The organism is Azospirillum oleiclasticum (assembly GCF_013423485.1).
Classification (GTDB): domain Bacteria; phylum Pseudomonadota; class Alphaproteobacteria; order Azospirillales; family Azospirillaceae; genus Azospirillum; species Azospirillum oleiclasticum.
Window position 1 is genome coordinate 75,610 of the sequence record NZ_JABFFR010000015.1, and the last position, 17,007, is coordinate 92,616.

Here is a 17,007-nt window from a genome sequence, read left to right on the forward strand (position 1 = left end):
TCCCTCCTGTCAAGTTCTTCGGCTTGGCGCGTATCCGACGCACCTCGCGGTGTGCAGCCATCAATTCTTACTTTGCAGAAGTTCCTTGCCGATGATCACGCGCTGGATGTCGCTGGTGCCTTCATAGATCTGCGTGGCACGGGCGTCGCGGCTGTAGCGCTCCACGTCGTGATCGGCCAGATAGCCGTTGCCGCCATGTACCTGCAGCGCCGCCGAGCAGACCTTCTCGGCCATTTCGGAGGCGAACAGCTTGGCCATTGCGGCTTCCTTGATGGCGGCATGTCCGGCCGCCTGCAGACGGCAGGCGTGGATGTAGAAGGTGCGCGCCACCTCGATCTGCATCGCCATGTCCGCCAGATGGAAGGTCACCGCCTGCAGCCGGGCGATCGGCTGCCCATAGGCGGTCCTCTGCTGCGCGTAGGCCAGGGCGGCCTCGAACGCCGCCCGCGCGATCCCGACCGACTGGGCGGCGATGGCGATGCGCCCGTCCGCCAGCCCGGCCAGCGCCAGCCGGTAGCCGTCGCCCTCCTCGCCGAGAATGTGGTCGGCCGGAACGCGGCAGCCGGACAGCGTCACCTCGACCGTTTCCGACGAATGCTGCCCCATCTTGGCCTCGACCCGCGTCGCCGCGTAGCCCGGGGTACCGGTGGGCACGATGAAGGCGGTGATGCCCTTCCTGCCCTTCGCGGGGTCGGTCACCGCCCACACCAGCACGGTGCCGGCGGACTTGCCGTTGGTGATCAGGTGCTTGGTCCCGTCGAGCACGAAATGCCCGCCGTCGCGCCGCGCTGTGGTGCGCAGTGCCGAGGAGTCCGAACCGGCCTGCGGCTCGGTCAGGAGGAACGAGCCGATGCAAGCACCGGTGGCCATCGTCGGCAGAAGGCTGCTCTTCTGTGCCTGCGTGCCGAACCGGGCGATCATCAGCGTGGCGCCGAGGCTGTGCACATGGACCGAGGTGGAGACGCCGGCATCGACCGCCGCGATTTCCTCCAGCGCCAGGCAGTAGCCGAGCAGGCTGCACCCGCGGCCACCGAATTCGGTGGGGACCAGCAGCCCCATGAAGCCGGCCTTCCCGAGTTCGGCGATCTCGCGGTGGGCGACGGCTCTCAGCCGGTCCCGCTCGCGGGCGCCATCAGCCAGCAAACTCCGCGCGACACGCCGCGCCTCGGTCCTCAACGCCTCCTCTCCCAGCGGCAGCAAGCTCGGTCCGAGGGTGGGCGACTGTTCCTGGATGTTCGTCATGACGCCGTCTTCGCTTGGTTCCGGATGGCCGCCGGAGGCCACTCGTCCGTCCGGTGATTGTTCGATAGTCCCACACTAAATTTTGACTGTCAACGAGTGCGATGATCAGTGATGCCGAGCTTATCAGAGCTCGCGTACGGGCGGCGGATAGTCATTCAAGACAAGGAATTACTCAGCTTTATCGGTCTCTGCATTCATGAGCGGGCATGGAACGCCGATGTCCTTCGCCGGTGAAACGACGGGACAATGATCGCAAAACGGGAAATTCTCCTTTGCTCCAATCCCGTTTCCGTCGAGAGTGCCGACCTAATGTCCGACCATATCCATGATGACCGTCGTGATCGGCATGCTGGAGCGGCTCGACAGGGGCATGACGGGCGCCGCGGCGTCAGGCGCCCTGCATCCTGAGCGCCGCGTCGAGCCGGATGACCGAGCCGTTGACCATCGGGTTCTCGATGATCGACAACGCCATGCGGGCGTACTCCTCCGGCCGTCCGAAGCGGCGTGGAAAGGGGATCGTCGCGACGATGGCGTCCTGCACCTCCTGCGGCATGGCGGTCACCATCGGGGTGCCGAACAGACCCGGTGCGATGGCCGCGACGCGGATTCCGTACCGCGCCAGTTCGCGCGCGGCCGGAAGCGTCAGGGAGGCGACGCCGCCCTTGGAGGCGGCATAGGCGGCCTGACCGATCTGCCCTTCATAGGCGGCGACCGAGGCGGTGTTGACGATCACGCCGCGCTCGCCGTCCTCCAGCGGGTCGAGCGTCGCCATCGCGGCGGCGGCCAGCCGCATCAGGTTGAAGGTGCCGATGAGGTTGACCGCGACGACGCGGGCGAAATCGTCGAGCGGCAACGGCCCGCCGCGGCCGACGATGCGCCCCGCCGGCGCGATGCCGGCGCAGTTCACCAGGATGCGGGCGGGGCCGTGCGCTTCAGCCGCGGCGGCGACGGCCTGTTCGGCCGATACGGCGTCGGTGACGTCGCAGGCCAGGGCCAGGCCGCCGGTCTCCGCGGCGAGCGGGGACAGCCGGTCGGCGGAAAGGTCGAGCAGGGCGACCGGGGCGCCCGCCGCGGCGAGCGCGCGGGCCGTGGCGGCGCCGAGCCCGGAGGCGGCGCCGGTGACGAGGGCGGGGGCGTTGCGCGGAAGCATGATGGATGTCCCTCGATGGGTGGAGACATGGGAAGGCCGTTCCCGTCCCCGTGGCCGGGACCGGCGCGCAGGGCGGGGACTGGCAGGGTGTCGTGGTGTATGGCGGCTCAGAAGCCGGAGAAGCGCGTGAAGGCGTCCGCCGGTTCGCGTTCGGTGTCGAACCGGTTCTCCGGTGCGTCGGCGTCGGCCTGTCCCAGCGCCATGCCGGAAACGAGAATCTCCGTGTCGGGGATGCCCAGATGGCGGCGGACGATGCGGTGGTGGTTGCAGAAGGCCTGCTGCGGGCAGGTGTCGAGGCCGAGGCCGCGGGCGGTGATCATCACGTTCTGCATGAACATGCCCAGGTCGAGCCAGCTTCCCCTCTCCATGTCGCGGTCGAGCGTGAAGAACAGGCCGACGGGAGCGCCGAAGAAGTCGTAGTTGCGTCCGTGCTGGCGGGCCATCGCGGCCTTGTCGCCCTTGGCGATGCCGAGCGCTCCGTAGAGGTCCCAGCCGACCTTGCGCCGCCGTGCCAGATAGGGCTCCCGCCACGCCGTCGGGTAATAGTGGTATTCCGGCGGCTCGGCCGGGCGGGCCGGATCGGCGTGAGCGGCCAGCAGCTCGGCCGACAGCGCCGCCCGCGCGGCGCCGGCGACGGCGTAGACCTTCCACGGCTGGATGTTGGACCCGCTGGGTGCCCGCGCCGCCAGCGCGAGGATGAATTCCACGGTTTCCCGTGGAACCGGCTGCCTGGTGAAGGCGCGCACGCTGCGCCGGGTGCGCACCGCCTCCACCGCCGACATGAGGCTTCCGTCCGTCCATCCGTCGTGCATCACGGTCTCCTTCCGCACCGGCACCGCCTAGACCACTTTAGCATCGCGCAGGGCGTCGATGTCGGCGTCGCCGTAGCCCAGCCCGCGCAGCACCTCGGCGGTGTGCTCGCCGAGCTGTGGCGGCGGGGCGCGCAGCCGTCCCGGCGTCCCGGAGAACTTGATGGGGAAGCCGAGCTGCGGGATGCGGCCCTCCACCGGGTGGTCCATCTCCGTCAGCATCCCGCGGTGCCGGAGCTGGGGGTCGTCGAAGGCTTCGCGCATCGTGTTGACCGGCGCCACGGGCAGGTCGGCGGGGCCGAGCAGGGCCATCCATTCGTCGCGCGTCCGGCCCGCCATCAGGTCGGCGACGCGCGCCATCTGCGCTTCGGCGGCGTGGCCCTCGGGCCATTGCTGGCCCTTCAGGTCCTCCAGCCCGACGACGTCGCAGAAGCGGTGCCAGAACACCTCCTCGATCAGGCCCAGCGTGATGTGCCGGCCGTCGGCGCAGCGGAACACGTTGTAGCACGGCGCCTGTCCCAGGAAGCGGCGCTCACCGCCCTTCGGCTCCACCCCGGCGAACAGATAGTCCGCCGCGTGGTAGGGCAGCCAGGAGACGAGCCCGTCGGTCATCGACACATCGACGAACTGGCCCTTGCCCGTGTGCTGGCGCGCCAGCACGGCCGCCAGCATGCCGAAGGCCGCCATCAGGGAACCGCCGCCCTGGTCGGCGATCGACAGCCCCGGCACGATCGGCCCCTCCCCGGCCTTGCCGAACAGTTGCAGCGCCCCGGCGAGGGCCATGTAGTTCAGGTCGTGGCCGGGCGTGCGGGCGTAGGGACCGTCCTGCCCGAAGCCGGAGATGGCGCAGTAGATCAGCCGCTCGTTGATGGCCGACAGCGCCCCATAGCCCACCCCCAGCCGGTCCATGACGCCGGGGCGGAAACTCTCGATCAGGATGTCCGCCTTGGCGGCGAGCTGGTGCAGGACGGCCTTGCCCTCCGCCGTCTTGAGGTTGAGGGTCACGCTCTTCTTGTTGCGGTTCAGCAGCAGGAAGGAACCGGACTCCTTCGTCGCCAGCGGCGGGAATTCGCGGTTGTAGTCGCCGCGTCCGGGTTCCTCGATCTTGATGACCTCGGCGCCGAGGTCGGCCAGGAGCTGGGTGCAGAAGGCGCCGGGCAGCAGCCGGGTGAGGTCGAGCACGACCAGCCCGGCGAGCGCATCGCGCGCGGGTGTGGCGCGCGCCGGCGTGTCGCGTGTGGGCGTGTCGGCGGTCATTGGGCGGTCCATCCCCCGTCCACGACGAGGCTGTGGCCGGTGACATAGGAGGAGGCGGCCGAGGCCAGGAAGACGGCGGCTCCGGTCAGCTCGTCGGTGCCGCAGAAGCGGCCCATCGGGGTCTGGCCCAGAAGCCGTTGCGAGATCTTCGGGTGCTCGCGCACGCGCACGGTCAGCTCGGTCTCGACGAAGCCGGGGGCGATGCTGTTCACCCGCACGCCGGACGGCGCCCAATCGACCGCCAGAACCTTGGTGAGCTGTTCCAGCCCGCCCTTGGCGGCGCAGTAGGGCAGGGTCTTGCGCAGCGCCACATGCCCGCCGATGGAGCTGATGTTGATGATGCTGCCGCGCTGGCGCGCCAGCATCGCGGTTCCGAAGTGCCGGCAGCACAGGAAGGTGCCGGTCAGGTTGATATCGATGATGGAACGCCATTCCATCTCGCTGGTCTCTTCCGCGGCACGGTAGATCGGATTGATGCCGGCGTTGTTGACCAGCACATCGACCCGGCCGCTGCGCTCGAGCACCGCGGCGGCCAGTGCCGCCACGTCCTCCTCGCGTGACACGTCGGCCGTCTTCCACCACACCCGCGCGCCCTCGGCCGCCAGTTCGTCCGCGGTGGCGGCCAGCGGCTCGGGGGTGCGCCCGCACAGGACCACCTCGGCCCCGGCGCCGGCGAGCCCCGCCGCCAGCGACCGCCCGATGCCGCGCCCTCCGCCGGTGACCACGGCCACCGATCCGGACAGGTCGAACAGGCTCCGCATGCGTTCCTGCAACGCGCTCATTGAACGGCCTCCCGTGCCAGCTTGCGTGCGATGCTCCATCGGTGGACCTCCGACGGCCCGTCATAAATCCGGAAGGGCCGCACCTCGCGGAAGATGCGCTCGACCACCGTGTCGCCGGTGGTGCCGAGCCCGCCGAGGACCTGGAGGCTGCGATCGACGATGCGCCAGATCGCCTCCGAGCAGATCACCTTCGCCATGCTGGACTCGTGCCGGCCCTTGCCGCCCCGGTCGAGCACCCAGGCGGTGTGGGCGACGACGAGCCGGCAGGTGTGGAGGTCCAGCTCGTTGTCCGCCAGTTGGAAGCCGACGCCCTCATGGTCGATCAGCGCGCGGCCGAAGGCGCGGCGCTGCCGCGCGTAGGCGGTGGCGACGTCGTGCGCGCGCTGTGCGGCGCCCAGCCAGCGCATGCAGTGGGTCAGCCGCGCCGGCGCCAGCCGCACCTGGGCGTAGCGGAAGCCCTCGCCCTCCCGGCCCAGCACGTCCTCCTCCGGCACGAACAGGTCGTGGAAGGAGACGACGCAGTGGCCGCCGGGGAAGCTCTGGTCGATGGTGTCCAGGGTCCGCTCGATGACGATGCCCGGCCGGTCCATGTCGGCCAGGAACATGGTCGCCTTCGGCTCCCCCTCCGGCGAGGCCTCGTCCCGCGCCATGATGATGCAGAAGGCGGCTCCGGTGGCGCCGCTGATGAGCCACTTGGTGCCGCTGACCACATAGCCGCCGGCCACCTTCCGGTAGCGGGTGAGAAGCGCCGAGGGATCGGCCCCCGCACCGGGGCTTGGCTCGGTCATGGCGAAGCAGGAGCGCGTCTCCGCCATCGCCAGCGGCGCCAGCCAGCGGCGCTTCTGCCGCTCGTCGGCGACCTGCTCGAGCAGGTGCATGTTGCCCTCGTCCGGTGCGGCGATGTTGAGCGCCAGCGGGCCGAGCAGGGAATAACCGGCCGCCTCGAACACGACCGCCTTGCCGCGGTGATCGAGGCCGAGCCCGCCCAACCCCGCCGGCATGTGCGGGGCGAGCAGGCCGGCGGCGCGGGCACGGGCGTTCAGCTCGCGCCGGAACGCGTCGGAGGGCCCGTGCGGCGACTGTCGGGGGTCGTTCTCACAGGGGATGATCTCGTCGCGTATGAAGGCTCCGACGCGGCCCTTCAGTGCCTGAAGGTCGTCGGGAATCGAGAAGTCCATGGCGTTCCATCCCTTCGGGCGCGTTCTTCAGAAGACGCGGCCCTGGCTGACGTCGTGGGTGAAGTCGAGGACCGCCTCCGCCAGCTCGCCGAAGCCGGCGTAGCGGGGATCGGTCGTCGTGCCCGCGAGGTGGCGGGCGTGGAGCTGCTGGAAGACGACCGCCAGCTTGAACAGCGCCAGCACCCGGTGGAAGCGGAAGCCGGACAGGTCGCGGCCGGTGCGGGCGGCGTAGCGTTCGGCCGCCTCGCGGCGGCTCGGGAAGCCGTAGCCCGCAGTCGGCATCTGCCCCAGCGCCCGCACCGCCGGCGGGTCGCCGGCCTCGGTCCAGTAGCTGAGCAGCGTCGCCAGATCGAACAGAGGATCCCCGCGCGTGCCCTGGTCCCAGTCGAGAATGGCGACCGGCGCCAGCCGGTGCGGATCGAGGATCAGGTTGTCGAGCTTGAAATCGTTGTGCAGCAACGTCGCCGCAGCCGGGCGCACCCGGCCAACCTCCCGGCCCAGCCAGGCGGCCAGCTCCGCGGTCGGCCCGGTCAGCGCCTCCGGTCCGGCACACAGCGTGGCGCGCCGAACCCAGCCGGTCACCGCACGGTCGAGGAACCCCTCCGGGTGGCCCAGATCGTCCAGCCCTACAGACGCCGGATCGACGGCGTGGATATCGGCAAGCGCGTCGATCAGGAGCGGTCCCAGGCGGGCGCCGGCGGCCGGCTCCCGCGCCAGCCGCGGCGGCGCGTCGCCGGCCAGGGTCACGCCCGCCCGGTATTCCAGCAGGATGAAGGGGCGGCCCGCGACGGCCTCCTCCTCGCACAGGTGCAGGCTGCGCGGTGCGAGGGGCAGGGCGCGCCAGAGACAGCTGAGGATGCGGTGTTCGCGCCGCATGTCGTTGGCGCCGGGCGGCAAGGGGCCGGGCGGCGGGGTGCGCAGCACCACCTTCCGGCCATCGAGCGTGACCAGGAAGTTCAGATTGGCCAGACCGCCGCGGAACTGGCGTGGCGCGGCGCCGGGATCCAGGGTCAGGCCGTGCGCGGCGAGGTGGGTGGCGATGCGCGGCCAATCCAGCGGCGCCGTGTCGGCCGGATTGTGGAACATGGGGTCGTCGAGCGGCATGGTCGCCTGCGTCTCGATTGAGGGGGACTGCGGAGAGGGGCTCATGCTAAGCACGCTCCTTATAGTCCGACAATCCGATCCTATAAGCAGCCAATCGGAGCTGTCAACGGGTTCATTCTCCGGATGGTCATGGAACGGCACTGCAACAACGACGAATGGCCGCCAACGTTGAGGCGTGCCAGGCATTTCCAGTCGATGATGCGGGCTGTTCACGCCTATTTGTTCGTAACGTTGACAAACAAACTGGGCGACGATATGGTGGGATCGTCCGACAAACGGAGCGAGGCCTTTCCGACAGGTGCCGCCTGTCTGGCGCCAGATCGGCGTGATCGTCCCCAAGGATGCGGGGCGAGGTCGCGTGTCCGTCGGACCAACGAGATGGAACAATCAGTAGAACCCGGAGGAAACGATGAAAACGCCTTGGATGAGGCCTCTGCTCGGCGCTGCGCTGCTGGTCGCCGCATCTGGTGTCACACCCACCTCCGCGCAGGAGGGCGGGGCGCTGCGTCTTCGCCTCGCGGACAGCCTGCCAGCCGGCCATTTTCTGACGAACTACGCGACGCGCTACTTCATGGAGGAAGTGACCAAGCGGTCAAACGGCGCGGTGACCTTCGAGCACTACCCGTCGGAGCAGCTCGGCAAGGCCAAGGACATCATCGCGCTGACGCAGAACGGCGTCGTCGACATCGGTTACGCGCCGGTGGCCGCGGTCGCCGACAAGCTGCCCTTGTCGGCCGTGGCCGAGCTGCCCGGCACCTTCACCACCTCCTGCCACGGCACGCTCGCGTTCTGGAAGCTCGCCCGCGAAGGCATCCTCGCGAAACAGGAATTCGCGCCCCAACGTCTCCGCGTCATTTTCGCCTACGTCAACCCGCCCTTCCAGCTCTTCGGCGCCCGTCCGGCCCTCAGCACGGTCCAGGCCTTCCATGGCGCGAAGCTGCGGGCGGTCGGCGGTGCGCAGACACTGACGGTGCGGGCCTTCGGCGCCGTCCCCGTTTCGCTGACCACCAGCGAAGTCCATGAGGGCCTGACGCGCGGCACCATCGATGGGATCCTGTTTCCGGTCCCGAACATCTACTCCTACGACCTGCAGCGGGAACTGAAGACCTACACCGACCGCAAGAACTTCGGCAGCTCCGTGGGCGCCTACATGATCAGCGAGCGGAAGTGGCAATCCCTGCCGCAGCCCGTGCGTGATGTCATGACGGCGGTGGGCGACGAGGCGACGCGGCGCGCCTGCGATCTGGCGGACCGGGACGTGGAGGCCGCCTACAAGCGCTTCCAGGAACTCGGGCTGAAGAAGCTGGAGACCACCCCCGAGCAGGATGCGGCGCTCGAGGCGGCGCTCAAAACGGTCACGGCGGACTGGGTGCAGCGTCTCGACGGGCAGCGCAAACCGGCGCGGGAAGTGCTGGCGAGGTTTGAGGAAGCGCTCGCCGAGGTGCGCTAGGCGGCACCGGCCGCGCGATCCGGGCCATGCCCGCCCCCCCAGTCTGCGAGGTGAGCCATGCACGCCTTCCTTGACCGCATCGAACGGGCGATGGCCGCCTGCGCCGGTGTGGTGACCCTCCTCCTGATGGCCGCGACGGCACTCGATGCGGCGTCCCGTTATCTGCTGCACCGGCCGATCACCGGGATGGTCGAGGTGACCGGCGATTACGCGATCGTGGCGATCGTCTTCCTGTCACTCAGCCATGCCTCGCGGCAGGGGTCGCTGATCCGCATCCCGATGTTCGTCCAGTGGCTGCCGGCATCCGTGGAGCGCTGGGTCAACCACGCGGTGCAACTCCTGTCCGTCGCGGTCGCGCTTCTGCTTGCCGGTGCCATGGTCGGGCAGCTCCAGGATTCCATTGCGATGCGGACCATGTCGGTCGGTGCGGTCGAGTATGTACTTTGGCCATCCTACGTCGTGGCACTGGCGGGGTTGTCGGCCTTGGCGCTCCGCCTCCTCATCGACCTGCCGCGGGTCGGGTCGAAGACCACCGGCATCTTCGCCGATTCTCCCGATCTGTAGGTGGACACGACCATGCTGTATGTTCCCTTCGCCATCCTTGTGGCAGCGCTCCTCTTCGGCGTGCCGATCGCGTTCAGCCTGACGCTCGCGGGCGCCTTCGGGCTCTGGATCACCCTCGGCGATGTCGGGCAGGTGGTCGAGGTCGTCGGGACCACCGTGTTCTCCTCGGTCGCGGACTACACGTTGTCGACCGTTCCGCTGTTCATTCTGATGGCGTTCCTGGCCTCGCAGAGCGGCGTCGCGCGGGAGCTGTTCGCGGCGCTGTCATCCTGGACTTCGAACATACGCGGCGGGCTCGCCGTCGCCACGGTGGGCGCCACCGGCATGTTCGGCGCCCTGTCGGGTGCCAGCACCGCCGCCGCCGCGGTGATGTCCCAGGTCGCGGTGCCCAACATGCGGAGTCACGGCTATGCCGATGAAGTGGCGGCGGGCGCCGTCGCCGTCGGCGCCACCACGGCCATCCTGATCCCGCCGTCCATCGCGCTGGTCATCTACGGCCTGATGACGGAGACCTCGCTCGGCGACCTGCTGATCGCCGGCATCCTTCCCGGCGTGCTGCTCGCCGTGCTGCTGGCGGCCACCATCCTGATCTGGGTGCGGATCAATCCTACCCTGGCACCGGAGACCTACCCCTCATCCTGGAGCGAACGCGTTGCCAGCCTGCGGGGCGTGTGGCCCAGCGCGACGTTGATCCTGCTGATGCTGTCGCTGCTCTATTCCGGCATCGCCACCCCGACCGAGGTCGGGGCCATCGGCGCGGTGAGCGCGATGGCGCTGGGCTTCGCGCTGCGCCGGCTGACCTGGCAGGGTGTGATGATCGCCGTGCACCAGACACTGCGCGCCTCCGCCATGATCTTCCTCATCTTCATCGCCGCGAAGATCTTCGGCTACTACCTGTCGCTCAGCCAGATCCCGCAGATGCTGGTGACCTGGGTCGGCCATCTGGCGGTCAACCGCTGGTTCATCATCGTCGGAATCATCGCCGGCTACTTCGTCCTCAGCATGTTCATGGACGAGCTTCCGCTGATGGTGATCACGTTGCCGCTGACCTTTCCGATCATCGTGTCGCTCGGCTTCGATCCGGTGTGGTTCGGCGTGCTGACCATGATGATGATCGCCATGGGCCTGGTGTTCCCACCCGTCGGCATGGTCGCCTTCGTGGTCAGCGCCTCGGGCGGCGTGGCGCTCTCCAAGGTCTATAAGGGAACTTTGTTCCTCATCCTTTCGATCTTCGCCGCCACGGCGCTGCTGATGGTCTTCCCGGAGATCGCGCTGTACCTGCCCGCACTCGTGCGCGGCCGCGAGTTCTGACCGGCCGCCATCCGACAATCCACTGGTCCACGGGAGGACAACCATGACGACCCTTTCGGTCAACGGGCGGAAGCATGCGATCATGCTGCCCGCGGACGTTCCGCTCCTCTGGGTTCTGCGCGACCATCTCGGCCTCACCGGCACGAAGTACGGCTGCGGGATCGGTCAGTGCGGCGCTTGCACGGTGCATGTGAACGGCGAGCCGGTCCGTTCCTGCACGATCCCGGTCGGTGAGCTGGACGGTGCCGCCGTACGCACGGTCGAGGGGCTGTCGCCCGACCGGTCCCACCCCGTGCAGGCGGCTTGGATCGCCGAGCAGGTGCCGCAGTGCGGCTATTGCCAGTCCGGGATGATCATGGCCGCGGTCGCGCTGCTCCAGCGCACCCCGGCGCCGACCGACGCCGACATCGACGCCGCGATGACCAACATCTGCCGCTGCGGCACCTACCAGCGCGTCCGCGCCGCCATCCATCGGGCGGCCAAGGCATGACCGGGCGACAGGACCAGGGAGGAACCGCCATGTCCGGAACCATTGCGCTCGACCGCCGCGCGCTGCTGAAGGGCGGCGTGGCACTCGGTAGCGGGCTGCTGCTCGCCGTTCCCCTGTCCGGTCCGGTGCTGGCCGCCGCCGGGCCGGCGGCCGCCACCGATCTGGGCGCCTTCCTGCGGATAGCCGCCGACGACACCGTCACCGTCATCGTGCCGGTGGTCGAGATGGGGCAGGGCGCCATGACCGCGCTCGCCGTGGTGATCGTGGACGAGCTGGGCGCCGATTGGAGCCGAGTTGCCGTGGCGCCGCCGCCCGCCGGCACCGCCTACCAGCGGCCGGACGTGACCAAGTACCAGCTCACCTCCGGTAGCTGGAGCGTGCGGCTGTGGTACGCCCCGCTGCGCACCGCCGCCGCCGCCGCCCGGACGATGCTGGTGGCCGCCGCCGCGAAGGAGTGGGGCGTCGATGCAGCGTCCTGCGCCACGGAGGCGGGGCGCGTCCTGCACCGGCCATCCGGCCGGTCGATCGGGTTCGGCGCGGTCGCCGCCGCGGCCGCCCGGCTGCCGGTGCCGGAAAAGCTGGTGCTCAAGGCCGCCGCCGACCTCACGCTGATCGGCCGGTCGGTGCCGCGCGTCGATGTGCCGTCCAAGGTGGACGGCAGCGGTGTGTACGGCATCGACGTCACGGTGCCCGGCATGGTGCACGCGGCCATCCGGCATGCGCCGGTCTATGGTGGCGGTGTCCGGTCCGTCGATCGCGCCTCCATCGCCGGCGAGCCGGGCGTGCTGGCGGTGGTCGAGGTGCCTGGGGCGGTGGTGGTGGTGGCCGAGAGTTTCTGGCAGGCCAAGGCCGCGGCCGAGCGGCTGGATGTCGCCTTCGCCCCGACGCCCCACGACACGGCCGGCACCGACGCCCTGATGGCCGAGGAGCGCCGCAAGCTCGACGCGCCGCAGGCGGCGCGCTTCCGCAGCGTCGGCGACGCTGCGGCGGCGATCGCCGGGGCCGCGCGCGTGGTGACCGCCGACTACAGCGTGCCCTTCATCCACCACGCGACGCTGGAGCCGATGAACTGTACCGCCAGCGTCACCGCCGACGGCTGCACGCTGTGGGTCCCGACCCAGTGCCACACCACCGCGCTGGAGGCCGCGGTTCGGCTGACCGGTTTCGACGAGAGCCGGATCCGCATCCACGCCACGCTGCTCGGCGGCGGCTTCGGGCGGCGCATCCACACCGACTTCATCGAACCGGCGATCCTCTCCTCCAAGGCGGTCGGGCGGCCGGTGAAGCTGCTGTTCACACGCGAGGAGGACATGCAGCACGGCTTCCATCGCCCCGCCATGACGGCCCGCCTCACCGCCAGCCTCGACGCCGGGGGCGGGATGACCGGGCTGTCGATGCGGGTGGTCGGGCCCTCGGTGCACGAGCATTTCTGGCCCGCCTTCTTCAAGGACGGGCTCGACTACGCGGCCGTCATGGGGCTGACGACCAAGGCGACCAGCTCGGGCCTGCACTACCGCATCCCGGCGCAGCACGTCGATTACATCTACCAGCCCACCCATGTGCCGATCGGCTACTGGCGTTCGGTGGGGGCGTCGCACAACGGCTTCTTCATGGAGACCTTCATCGACGAGGTCGCCCACGCCGCCGGCGCCGACCCCTACCGGTTCCGCCGCGCGCTCCTGCAGGACAGCCCCCGCGGGCTGGCGGTGCTCGACAAGGCGGCGGAGCTGGCCGGCTGGGGGAAACCGTTGCCGCCGGGTCATGCCCGGGGCATCGCCTTCTGCGAGAATGTCGACAGCATCGTCGCCGAGGTGGCCGAGGTGTCGGTCGTCGAGGGGCGGCTGCGCGTGCACCGGGTGGCCGCGGCGATCGACTGCGGCACGGTGATCAACCCCGACACGGTCGTCATGCAGATGCAGGGCGGCATCGTCAACGCGCTCAGCGCCGTGCTGGGGGAGGAGATCACCGTCGAGGACGGGCGCTGCGTCCAGAGCAACTTCCACGACTACCCGGTGCTGCGGCTTGCCGACGCGCCGGTCGTGGATGTCCACATCCTGCGCAGCGACGGGCCGATCGGCGGCGTCGGCGAGGCGATGGTCCCCACCTTGGCGCCCGCCGTGGGCAACGCGATCTTCGCCGCCACCGGACAGCGGCTGCGCACGCAGCCCTTCGCCCGCGACGGTCTCACGGTCGGCTGATCGCGGCGGCTCGACGACGGAGGAACGACGGACATGGATGACAACGACTTCACACGTGGAGAGGCCATGCGGCGCCGCGTGCTCGGCGACGCGCACGTCGATCGCTCGCTCGGCGGTGCCACCGACTTCACGCGCCCGATGCAGGAATTCGTGACCGAGGTGGCGTGGGGCCGGGTGTGGACGCGGGACGACTTGCCGCCCGCCACCCGCAGCCTGGTCACCGTGGCCTTCCTGATCGCGCTCGGCCGGCCGCATGAGCTGGCGGCGCACGCGCGCGGTGCGCTCCGCAACGGATGCAGCGCGGCCGAACTCCGGGCCGTGCTGCACCAGGCCGCCATCTACTGCGGCTTCCCGGCGGCGCTCGATGCGCAGCGTGTGGTGGCGGAGATGCTGGACAGGATCGCCGCCGAGGAGCCGCCTCCCTGACGGGCGCCGGGCGCCGCCGGGAACGCACAAGGACCACAGGAGGAAGGGAAGAGGGTATGGAGACGATCGAGACCGACGTGCTCGTCATCGGCGGCAACCCGGGCGGCTGCGCGGCGGCGATCGCGGCGGCGCGCTCCGGACGGACGGTGCTGCTGCTCGAATCCACGAAGACGCTGGGCGGCATCAACGCCAACGGCGTCTTCGGCTTCGACACCGCGGAGCCGGAGGCGCTGAGCGGCATCGCCAAGGAGATCGAGGCCGCGGTGCGCGCGCATTACGAGCGAGTCGGCCTCAAGGATCCGCTGTTCGAACGGCGCACCGATCAGGTGTGGGAAAGCCATGTGCTGGCCAGGGTCTGGCAGGAGGCGGTCGAGGCCACGCCCGGGATCACGATGCGGTGCATGGCTGTTCCGGTCGGCCTGGACACCGACGACGGCCGGATCCGCGAGGTCCGCTGGCAGGCGGCGTCGGACGTGATGGGCAATGTGGAGCCCGGCGGGCCGGTCGCCGGCGTCGCCCGTGCCCGGATGGTCGTCGATGCCAGCTACGAGGGCGACGTCACCGCCTGGTCGGGCGCCCCGTACCGCATCGGGCGGGAGGGGCGGTCCTGGCACGAGCCGCACGCCGGCATGATCTTCACCAACGACATGCACCCGTCCCCGGACGGGTGGATGCCGCACACGATCCTTCCCGGCAGCACGGGGGAGGGCGACGACGCGATCATGGCCTTCGCCTGCCGCCTGCACTGCCGCATCTACGACGACCGCTCGCCGGACGCGCCGCACCGGCTGAGGGAGCCGCCGCCGCATTACGATCCCGCCAACTACGACTGGAAGCCGCAGGCCGTGCGGCCGGACGGCAGCAAGGTCTGGTTCGCGACGCTCTATGTGCTGGTCAACGAGAAGTTCCTGGTCAACCGCATGGCGCGCGGGAATGAGCTGGTCGGGCCGAACCGCGACTACATCCTGGCCCACCCGTCGGAACGGCGGGAGCTGCGCCAGCGCTTCATCGACCATGCGCTCGGCTACCTGTACTTCATCCAGACCGAGGGAGGCATGCCGGAGCTGGGGCTGGCCCACGACGAGTTCCCGGACAACGGCAACATCCCCTACCAGCTCTACATCCGCGAAGGGCGTCGCATCGTCGGTCACGCCGATATGACCGAGGCCGATGTCAGCCCCTACATCACCGGGGACGGCCTGCGGCCGCCGCTGAAACCCGACGCCGTGGCCGTCGGCGACTGGACCTTCGAATCCCACGCCTGCCGCGACGGAACGCCGGAGGGCTACGTCTTTCCGGAAGGCTGGATCCTCAACCGCGCCACCCGCACTCCCTACCAGGTGCCGTATGGCTGCCTGCTGCCGCGGAGCGTCGACAATCTGCTGGTCGCCGGCCCGATCAGCGCCAGCCATCTGGCCTTCGGCGCGGTCCGCTGCGAGGCGGCGCGCCTGCAGATCGGCATCGCCGCCGGTGTCGCCGCCGCCCTGGCGCTGGAGCGCGGCTGCCCGCCCGCCGAGGTTCCGGTGGGCGCGGTGCAGGACGAGCTGATCGCCCGGCGCGGGCAGCTCACCTTCTTCAAGGACGTGCCCGGCCATCATCCGCATTTCGGCGGGATCCAATGGGCGGCGCTGCGCTGCTTCGTGCCGGCCGATCCGAAATGGCGCTTCTTCCCCGACCATCCCGTCGGCTGGGGCGAGTTCGCGGAGGCCACCATCCGGGTGCTCGGCCTGCCGGTCAGCGTCACCGGCATGCATTTCGAGGGCATCACCCGGCAGACCCCTTGCTTCCGCTATGTGGAGAGCCTGTACGATCTGGGCTCGCGAGCCGGCATCGATCTGTTCGGGGTGATGAAGCTGGCGCAGGTGGATCCCATCCCGGAGATCCTCCGCCTATACAGCGAGCCGCGACTCCTCCCCTTCACGCCGGACGCGCCGCTGACCGGGGCGGAGGCCGCCGGCTTCCTGTCGCGGGTTGTCGATGCGGTCGGACGCCGACCCGAGGACGGCGTCAACGGGCTTGCCGGGTTGGACGGCGGCGGCTGGCTTACCCGCGGAGCGATGTGCACCCTCCTGCGGGCCGCAGACGCCGCGATGGGGCCGGGGGCGGGCGTCCGGGCCGGGCGGCCCTGATCGTGGCCGCGACGGCGAGGCTTTCCGGAGGCCTCGCCGTCAGCCGCCGTAGGGCGAGGCGTCCACGGGCTGGTTGATGTCGAGATTGGCCAGTTCGTAGCCGCGGCGGAAGTCCTTGATGTGCTTCTCCATCCACAGCGCCGTGTGCTTGGGGTCCCGGCCGCGGATGCCGGTGACGATCTCGGTGTGCGCGGCCAGCAGCCGGTCCTTGGCGTTCAGCCGCGACATCACCTTGTAGAAGGCGGGGTAGAACAGCAGGCCGATCGGCTCGCGCGCCAGCAGCAGCGCGCGGTTGCGGGCGGCCCGGGCGACGGTCAGATGAAACTCGATGTCGAGCTTCACCAGCCGCTCCTCATGCTCCAGGCACTCCCGGGTGGCGGCGAGGTTGGCGTCGAGGAGCGCCACGTCCTCCTCCGTCGCCCGCAGGGCGGCCAGCTCCGCGGCCCGCGTTTCCAGCGTCAGCATCGTCTCCCAGAGTTCCTGGAAGGTGATCTCGTGCAGCACCATCGCCCGGCTCATGCGGGAGGCCAGTTCGCTTTGCCGTGGCACGCTGATCACCAAGCGCCGCGCGCTCTTGCGGAAGACGAGCCCGTTCTGCTCAAGGACGCGGATCGCCTCGCGCACCGTCGAGCGGTTGACGCCGAGCTGCTTGGCGAGGTCCAGCTCGGACGGAAGCTGCTGGCCGGGCTTGAAGGTCCCCTCCATGATGCGCTTCTCGATCATCGACGCGACGAGCTGATAGGCCGGCTGCGTCTCGACGCGATCGAAAACCAGGGGCTGGACTGCGGACACGGCTTTCCTCGTTGATGCCGGAGATGGGACTGCCACTTCCACAGAAGTAATGCCCGACAGACCAACAGTCGAGCGCTTTTGCGGACTATACGCCTTTCACGATTGTACACCAAACTCTTTTCGCA

General features: G+C 69.7%; 15 protein-coding genes. 7 read left to right on the forward strand and 8 right to left on the reverse strand.

Going from position 1 to position 17,007, the window contains the following annotated elements; genetic code table 11:
• Positions 1 to 60: 60 nt before the first annotated feature.
• The 7 genes from HL658_RS17735 to HL658_RS17765 form a co-directional block, all read right to left on the reverse strand.
• Positions 61 to 1,242, reverse strand: coding sequence for an acyl-CoA dehydrogenase family protein (locus HL658_RS17735; protein ID WP_180285023.1), 1,182 nt, complete (start codon positions 1,240 to 1,242; stop codon positions 61 to 63).
• Positions 1,243 to 1,630: 388 nt separating this feature from the next.
• Positions 1,631 to 2,392, reverse strand: coding sequence for an SDR family NAD(P)-dependent oxidoreductase (locus HL658_RS17740; protein WP_180285022.1), 762 nt, complete (start codon positions 2,390 to 2,392; stop codon positions 1,631 to 1,633).
• Positions 2,393 to 2,499: 107 nt separating this feature from the next.
• Complete coding sequence (locus HL658_RS17745) at positions 2,500 to 3,204, reverse strand: nitroreductase (protein WP_180285021.1); 705 nt, start codon at positions 3,202 to 3,204, stop codon at positions 2,500 to 2,502.
• A 27-nt stretch (positions 3,205 to 3,231) separates the two neighbouring features.
• Positions 3,232 to 4,458, reverse strand: coding sequence for a CaiB/BaiF CoA transferase family protein (locus tag HL658_RS17750; RefSeq protein ID WP_180285020.1), 1,227 nt, complete (start codon positions 4,456 to 4,458; stop codon positions 3,232 to 3,234).
• A complete protein-coding gene (locus HL658_RS17755) occupies positions 4,455 to 5,240 on the reverse strand; it encodes an SDR family NAD(P)-dependent oxidoreductase (protein ID WP_180285019.1) in 786 nt (261 codons plus the stop codon). Before HL658_RS17755 ends, HL658_RS17750 begins: the two co-directional genes overlap by 4 nt.
• Positions 5,237 to 6,418: an acyl-CoA dehydrogenase family protein gene (locus HL658_RS17760; protein WP_180285018.1), complete on the reverse strand. Its 1,182-nt coding sequence runs from the start codon at positions 6,416 to 6,418 to the stop codon at positions 5,237 to 5,239. The genes HL658_RS17755 and HL658_RS17760 overlap by 4 nt, the downstream gene beginning before the upstream one ends.
• A gap of 27 nt (positions 6,419 to 6,445) precedes the next feature.
• Positions 6,446 to 7,567 (reverse strand): phosphotransferase family protein, encoded by a 1,122-nt coding sequence (locus HL658_RS17765; RefSeq protein WP_211109776.1) that lies wholly within the window; start codon positions 7,565 to 7,567, stop codon positions 6,446 to 6,448.
• A 379-nt stretch (positions 7,568 to 7,946) separates the two neighbouring features.
• Here HL658_RS17765 and HL658_RS17770 point away from each other — a divergent pair, with 379 nt between their 5' ends.
• Genes HL658_RS17770 through HL658_RS17800 form a run of 7 tightly spaced genes read left to right on the forward strand, consistent with a single transcriptional unit; the run spans position 7,947 to position 16,090 of the window.
• On the forward strand, positions 7,947 to 8,972 hold the full coding sequence (locus HL658_RS17770) for a TRAP transporter substrate-binding protein (RefSeq protein ID WP_180285017.1): 1,026 nt from the start codon (positions 7,947 to 7,949) through the stop codon (positions 8,970 to 8,972).
• A 57-nt stretch (positions 8,973 to 9,029) separates the two neighbouring features.
• Positions 9,030 to 9,536 carry a TRAP transporter small permease gene (locus HL658_RS17775; RefSeq protein ID WP_180285016.1) on the forward strand — a complete coding sequence of 169 codons (507 nt, stop codon included), beginning with the start codon at positions 9,030 to 9,032 and terminating at the stop codon, positions 9,534 to 9,536.
• A gap of 12 nt (positions 9,537 to 9,548) precedes the next feature.
• A complete protein-coding gene (locus HL658_RS17780; RefSeq protein WP_180285015.1) occupies positions 9,549 to 10,847 on the forward strand; it encodes a TRAP transporter large permease in 1,299 nt (432 codons plus the stop codon).
• A 43-nt stretch (positions 10,848 to 10,890) separates the two neighbouring features.
• Positions 10,891 to 11,337, forward strand: coding sequence for a (2Fe-2S)-binding protein (locus HL658_RS17785; protein WP_180285014.1), 447 nt, complete (start codon positions 10,891 to 10,893; stop codon positions 11,335 to 11,337).
• Positions 11,338 to 11,366: 29 nt separating this feature from the next.
• The gene (locus HL658_RS17790) at positions 11,367 to 13,535 is read left to right on the forward strand and encodes a xanthine dehydrogenase family protein molybdopterin-binding subunit (protein ID WP_180285013.1); all 2,169 of its coding nucleotides are present in this window, start codon (positions 11,367 to 11,369) and stop codon (positions 13,533 to 13,535) included.
• Positions 13,536 to 13,568: 33 nt separating this feature from the next.
• Positions 13,569 to 13,961 carry a carboxymuconolactone decarboxylase family protein gene (locus HL658_RS17795; protein ID WP_180285012.1) on the forward strand — a complete coding sequence of 131 codons (393 nt, stop codon included), beginning with the start codon at positions 13,569 to 13,571 and terminating at the stop codon, positions 13,959 to 13,961.
• Positions 13,962 to 14,017: 56 nt separating this feature from the next.
• Positions 14,018 to 16,090, forward strand: coding sequence for an FAD-dependent oxidoreductase (locus tag HL658_RS17800; protein ID WP_180285011.1), 2,073 nt, complete (start codon positions 14,018 to 14,020; stop codon positions 16,088 to 16,090).
• 39 nt (positions 16,091 to 16,129) lie between these two features.
• Here the strand turns inward: HL658_RS17800 and HL658_RS17805 are convergent, their stop codons facing one another.
• Positions 16,130 to 16,882 carry a FadR/GntR family transcriptional regulator gene (locus HL658_RS17805; protein WP_343055184.1) on the reverse strand — a complete coding sequence of 251 codons (753 nt, stop codon included), beginning with the start codon at positions 16,880 to 16,882 and terminating at the stop codon, positions 16,130 to 16,132.
• Positions 16,883 to 17,007 lie beyond the last annotated feature (125 nt).

Coding starts and splice junctions, on each gene's coding strand:
- HL658_RS17775 (WP_180285016.1), top strand. CDS start 9,030: ATGCACGCCTTCCTTGACCGCATCGAACGGGCGATGGCCGCCTGCGCC.
- HL658_RS17800 (WP_180285011.1), top strand. CDS start 14,018: ATGGAGACGATCGAGACCGACGTGCTCGTCATCGGCGGCAACCCGGGC.
- HL658_RS17795 (WP_180285012.1), top strand. CDS start 13,569: ATGGATGACAACGACTTCACACGTGGAGAGGCCATGCGGCGCCGCGTG.
- HL658_RS17790 (WP_180285013.1), top strand. CDS start 11,367: ATGTCCGGAACCATTGCGCTCGACCGCCGCGCGCTGCTGAAGGGCGGC.
- HL658_RS17780 (WP_180285015.1), top strand. CDS start 9,549: ATGCTGTATGTTCCCTTCGCCATCCTTGTGGCAGCGCTCCTCTTCGGC.
- HL658_RS17760 (WP_180285018.1), bottom strand. CDS start 6,418: ATGGACTTCTCGATTCCCGACGACCTTCAGGCACTGAAGGGCCGCGTC.
- HL658_RS17740 (WP_180285022.1), bottom strand. CDS start 2,392: ATGCTTCCGCGCAACGCCCCCGCCCTCGTCACCGGCGCCGCCTCCGGG.
- HL658_RS17765 (WP_211109776.1), bottom strand. CDS start 7,567: ATGAGCCCCTCTCCGCAGTCCCCCTCAATCGAGACGCAGGCGACCATG.
- HL658_RS17750 (WP_180285020.1), bottom strand. CDS start 4,458: ATGACCGCCGACACGCCCACACGCGACACGCCGGCGCGCGCCACACCC.
- HL658_RS17770 (WP_180285017.1), top strand. CDS start 7,947: ATGAGGCCTCTGCTCGGCGCTGCGCTGCTGGTCGCCGCATCTGGTGTC.
- HL658_RS17755 (WP_180285019.1), bottom strand. CDS start 5,240: ATGAGCGCGTTGCAGGAACGCATGCGGAGCCTGTTCGACCTGTCCGGA.
- HL658_RS17785 (WP_180285014.1), top strand. CDS start 10,891: ATGACGACCCTTTCGGTCAACGGGCGGAAGCATGCGATCATGCTGCCC.
- HL658_RS17735 (WP_180285023.1), bottom strand. CDS start 1,242: ATGACGAACATCCAGGAACAGTCGCCCACCCTCGGACCGAGCTTGCTG.
- HL658_RS17745 (WP_180285021.1), bottom strand. CDS start 3,204: ATGCACGACGGATGGACGGACGGAAGCCTCATGTCGGCGGTGGAGGCG.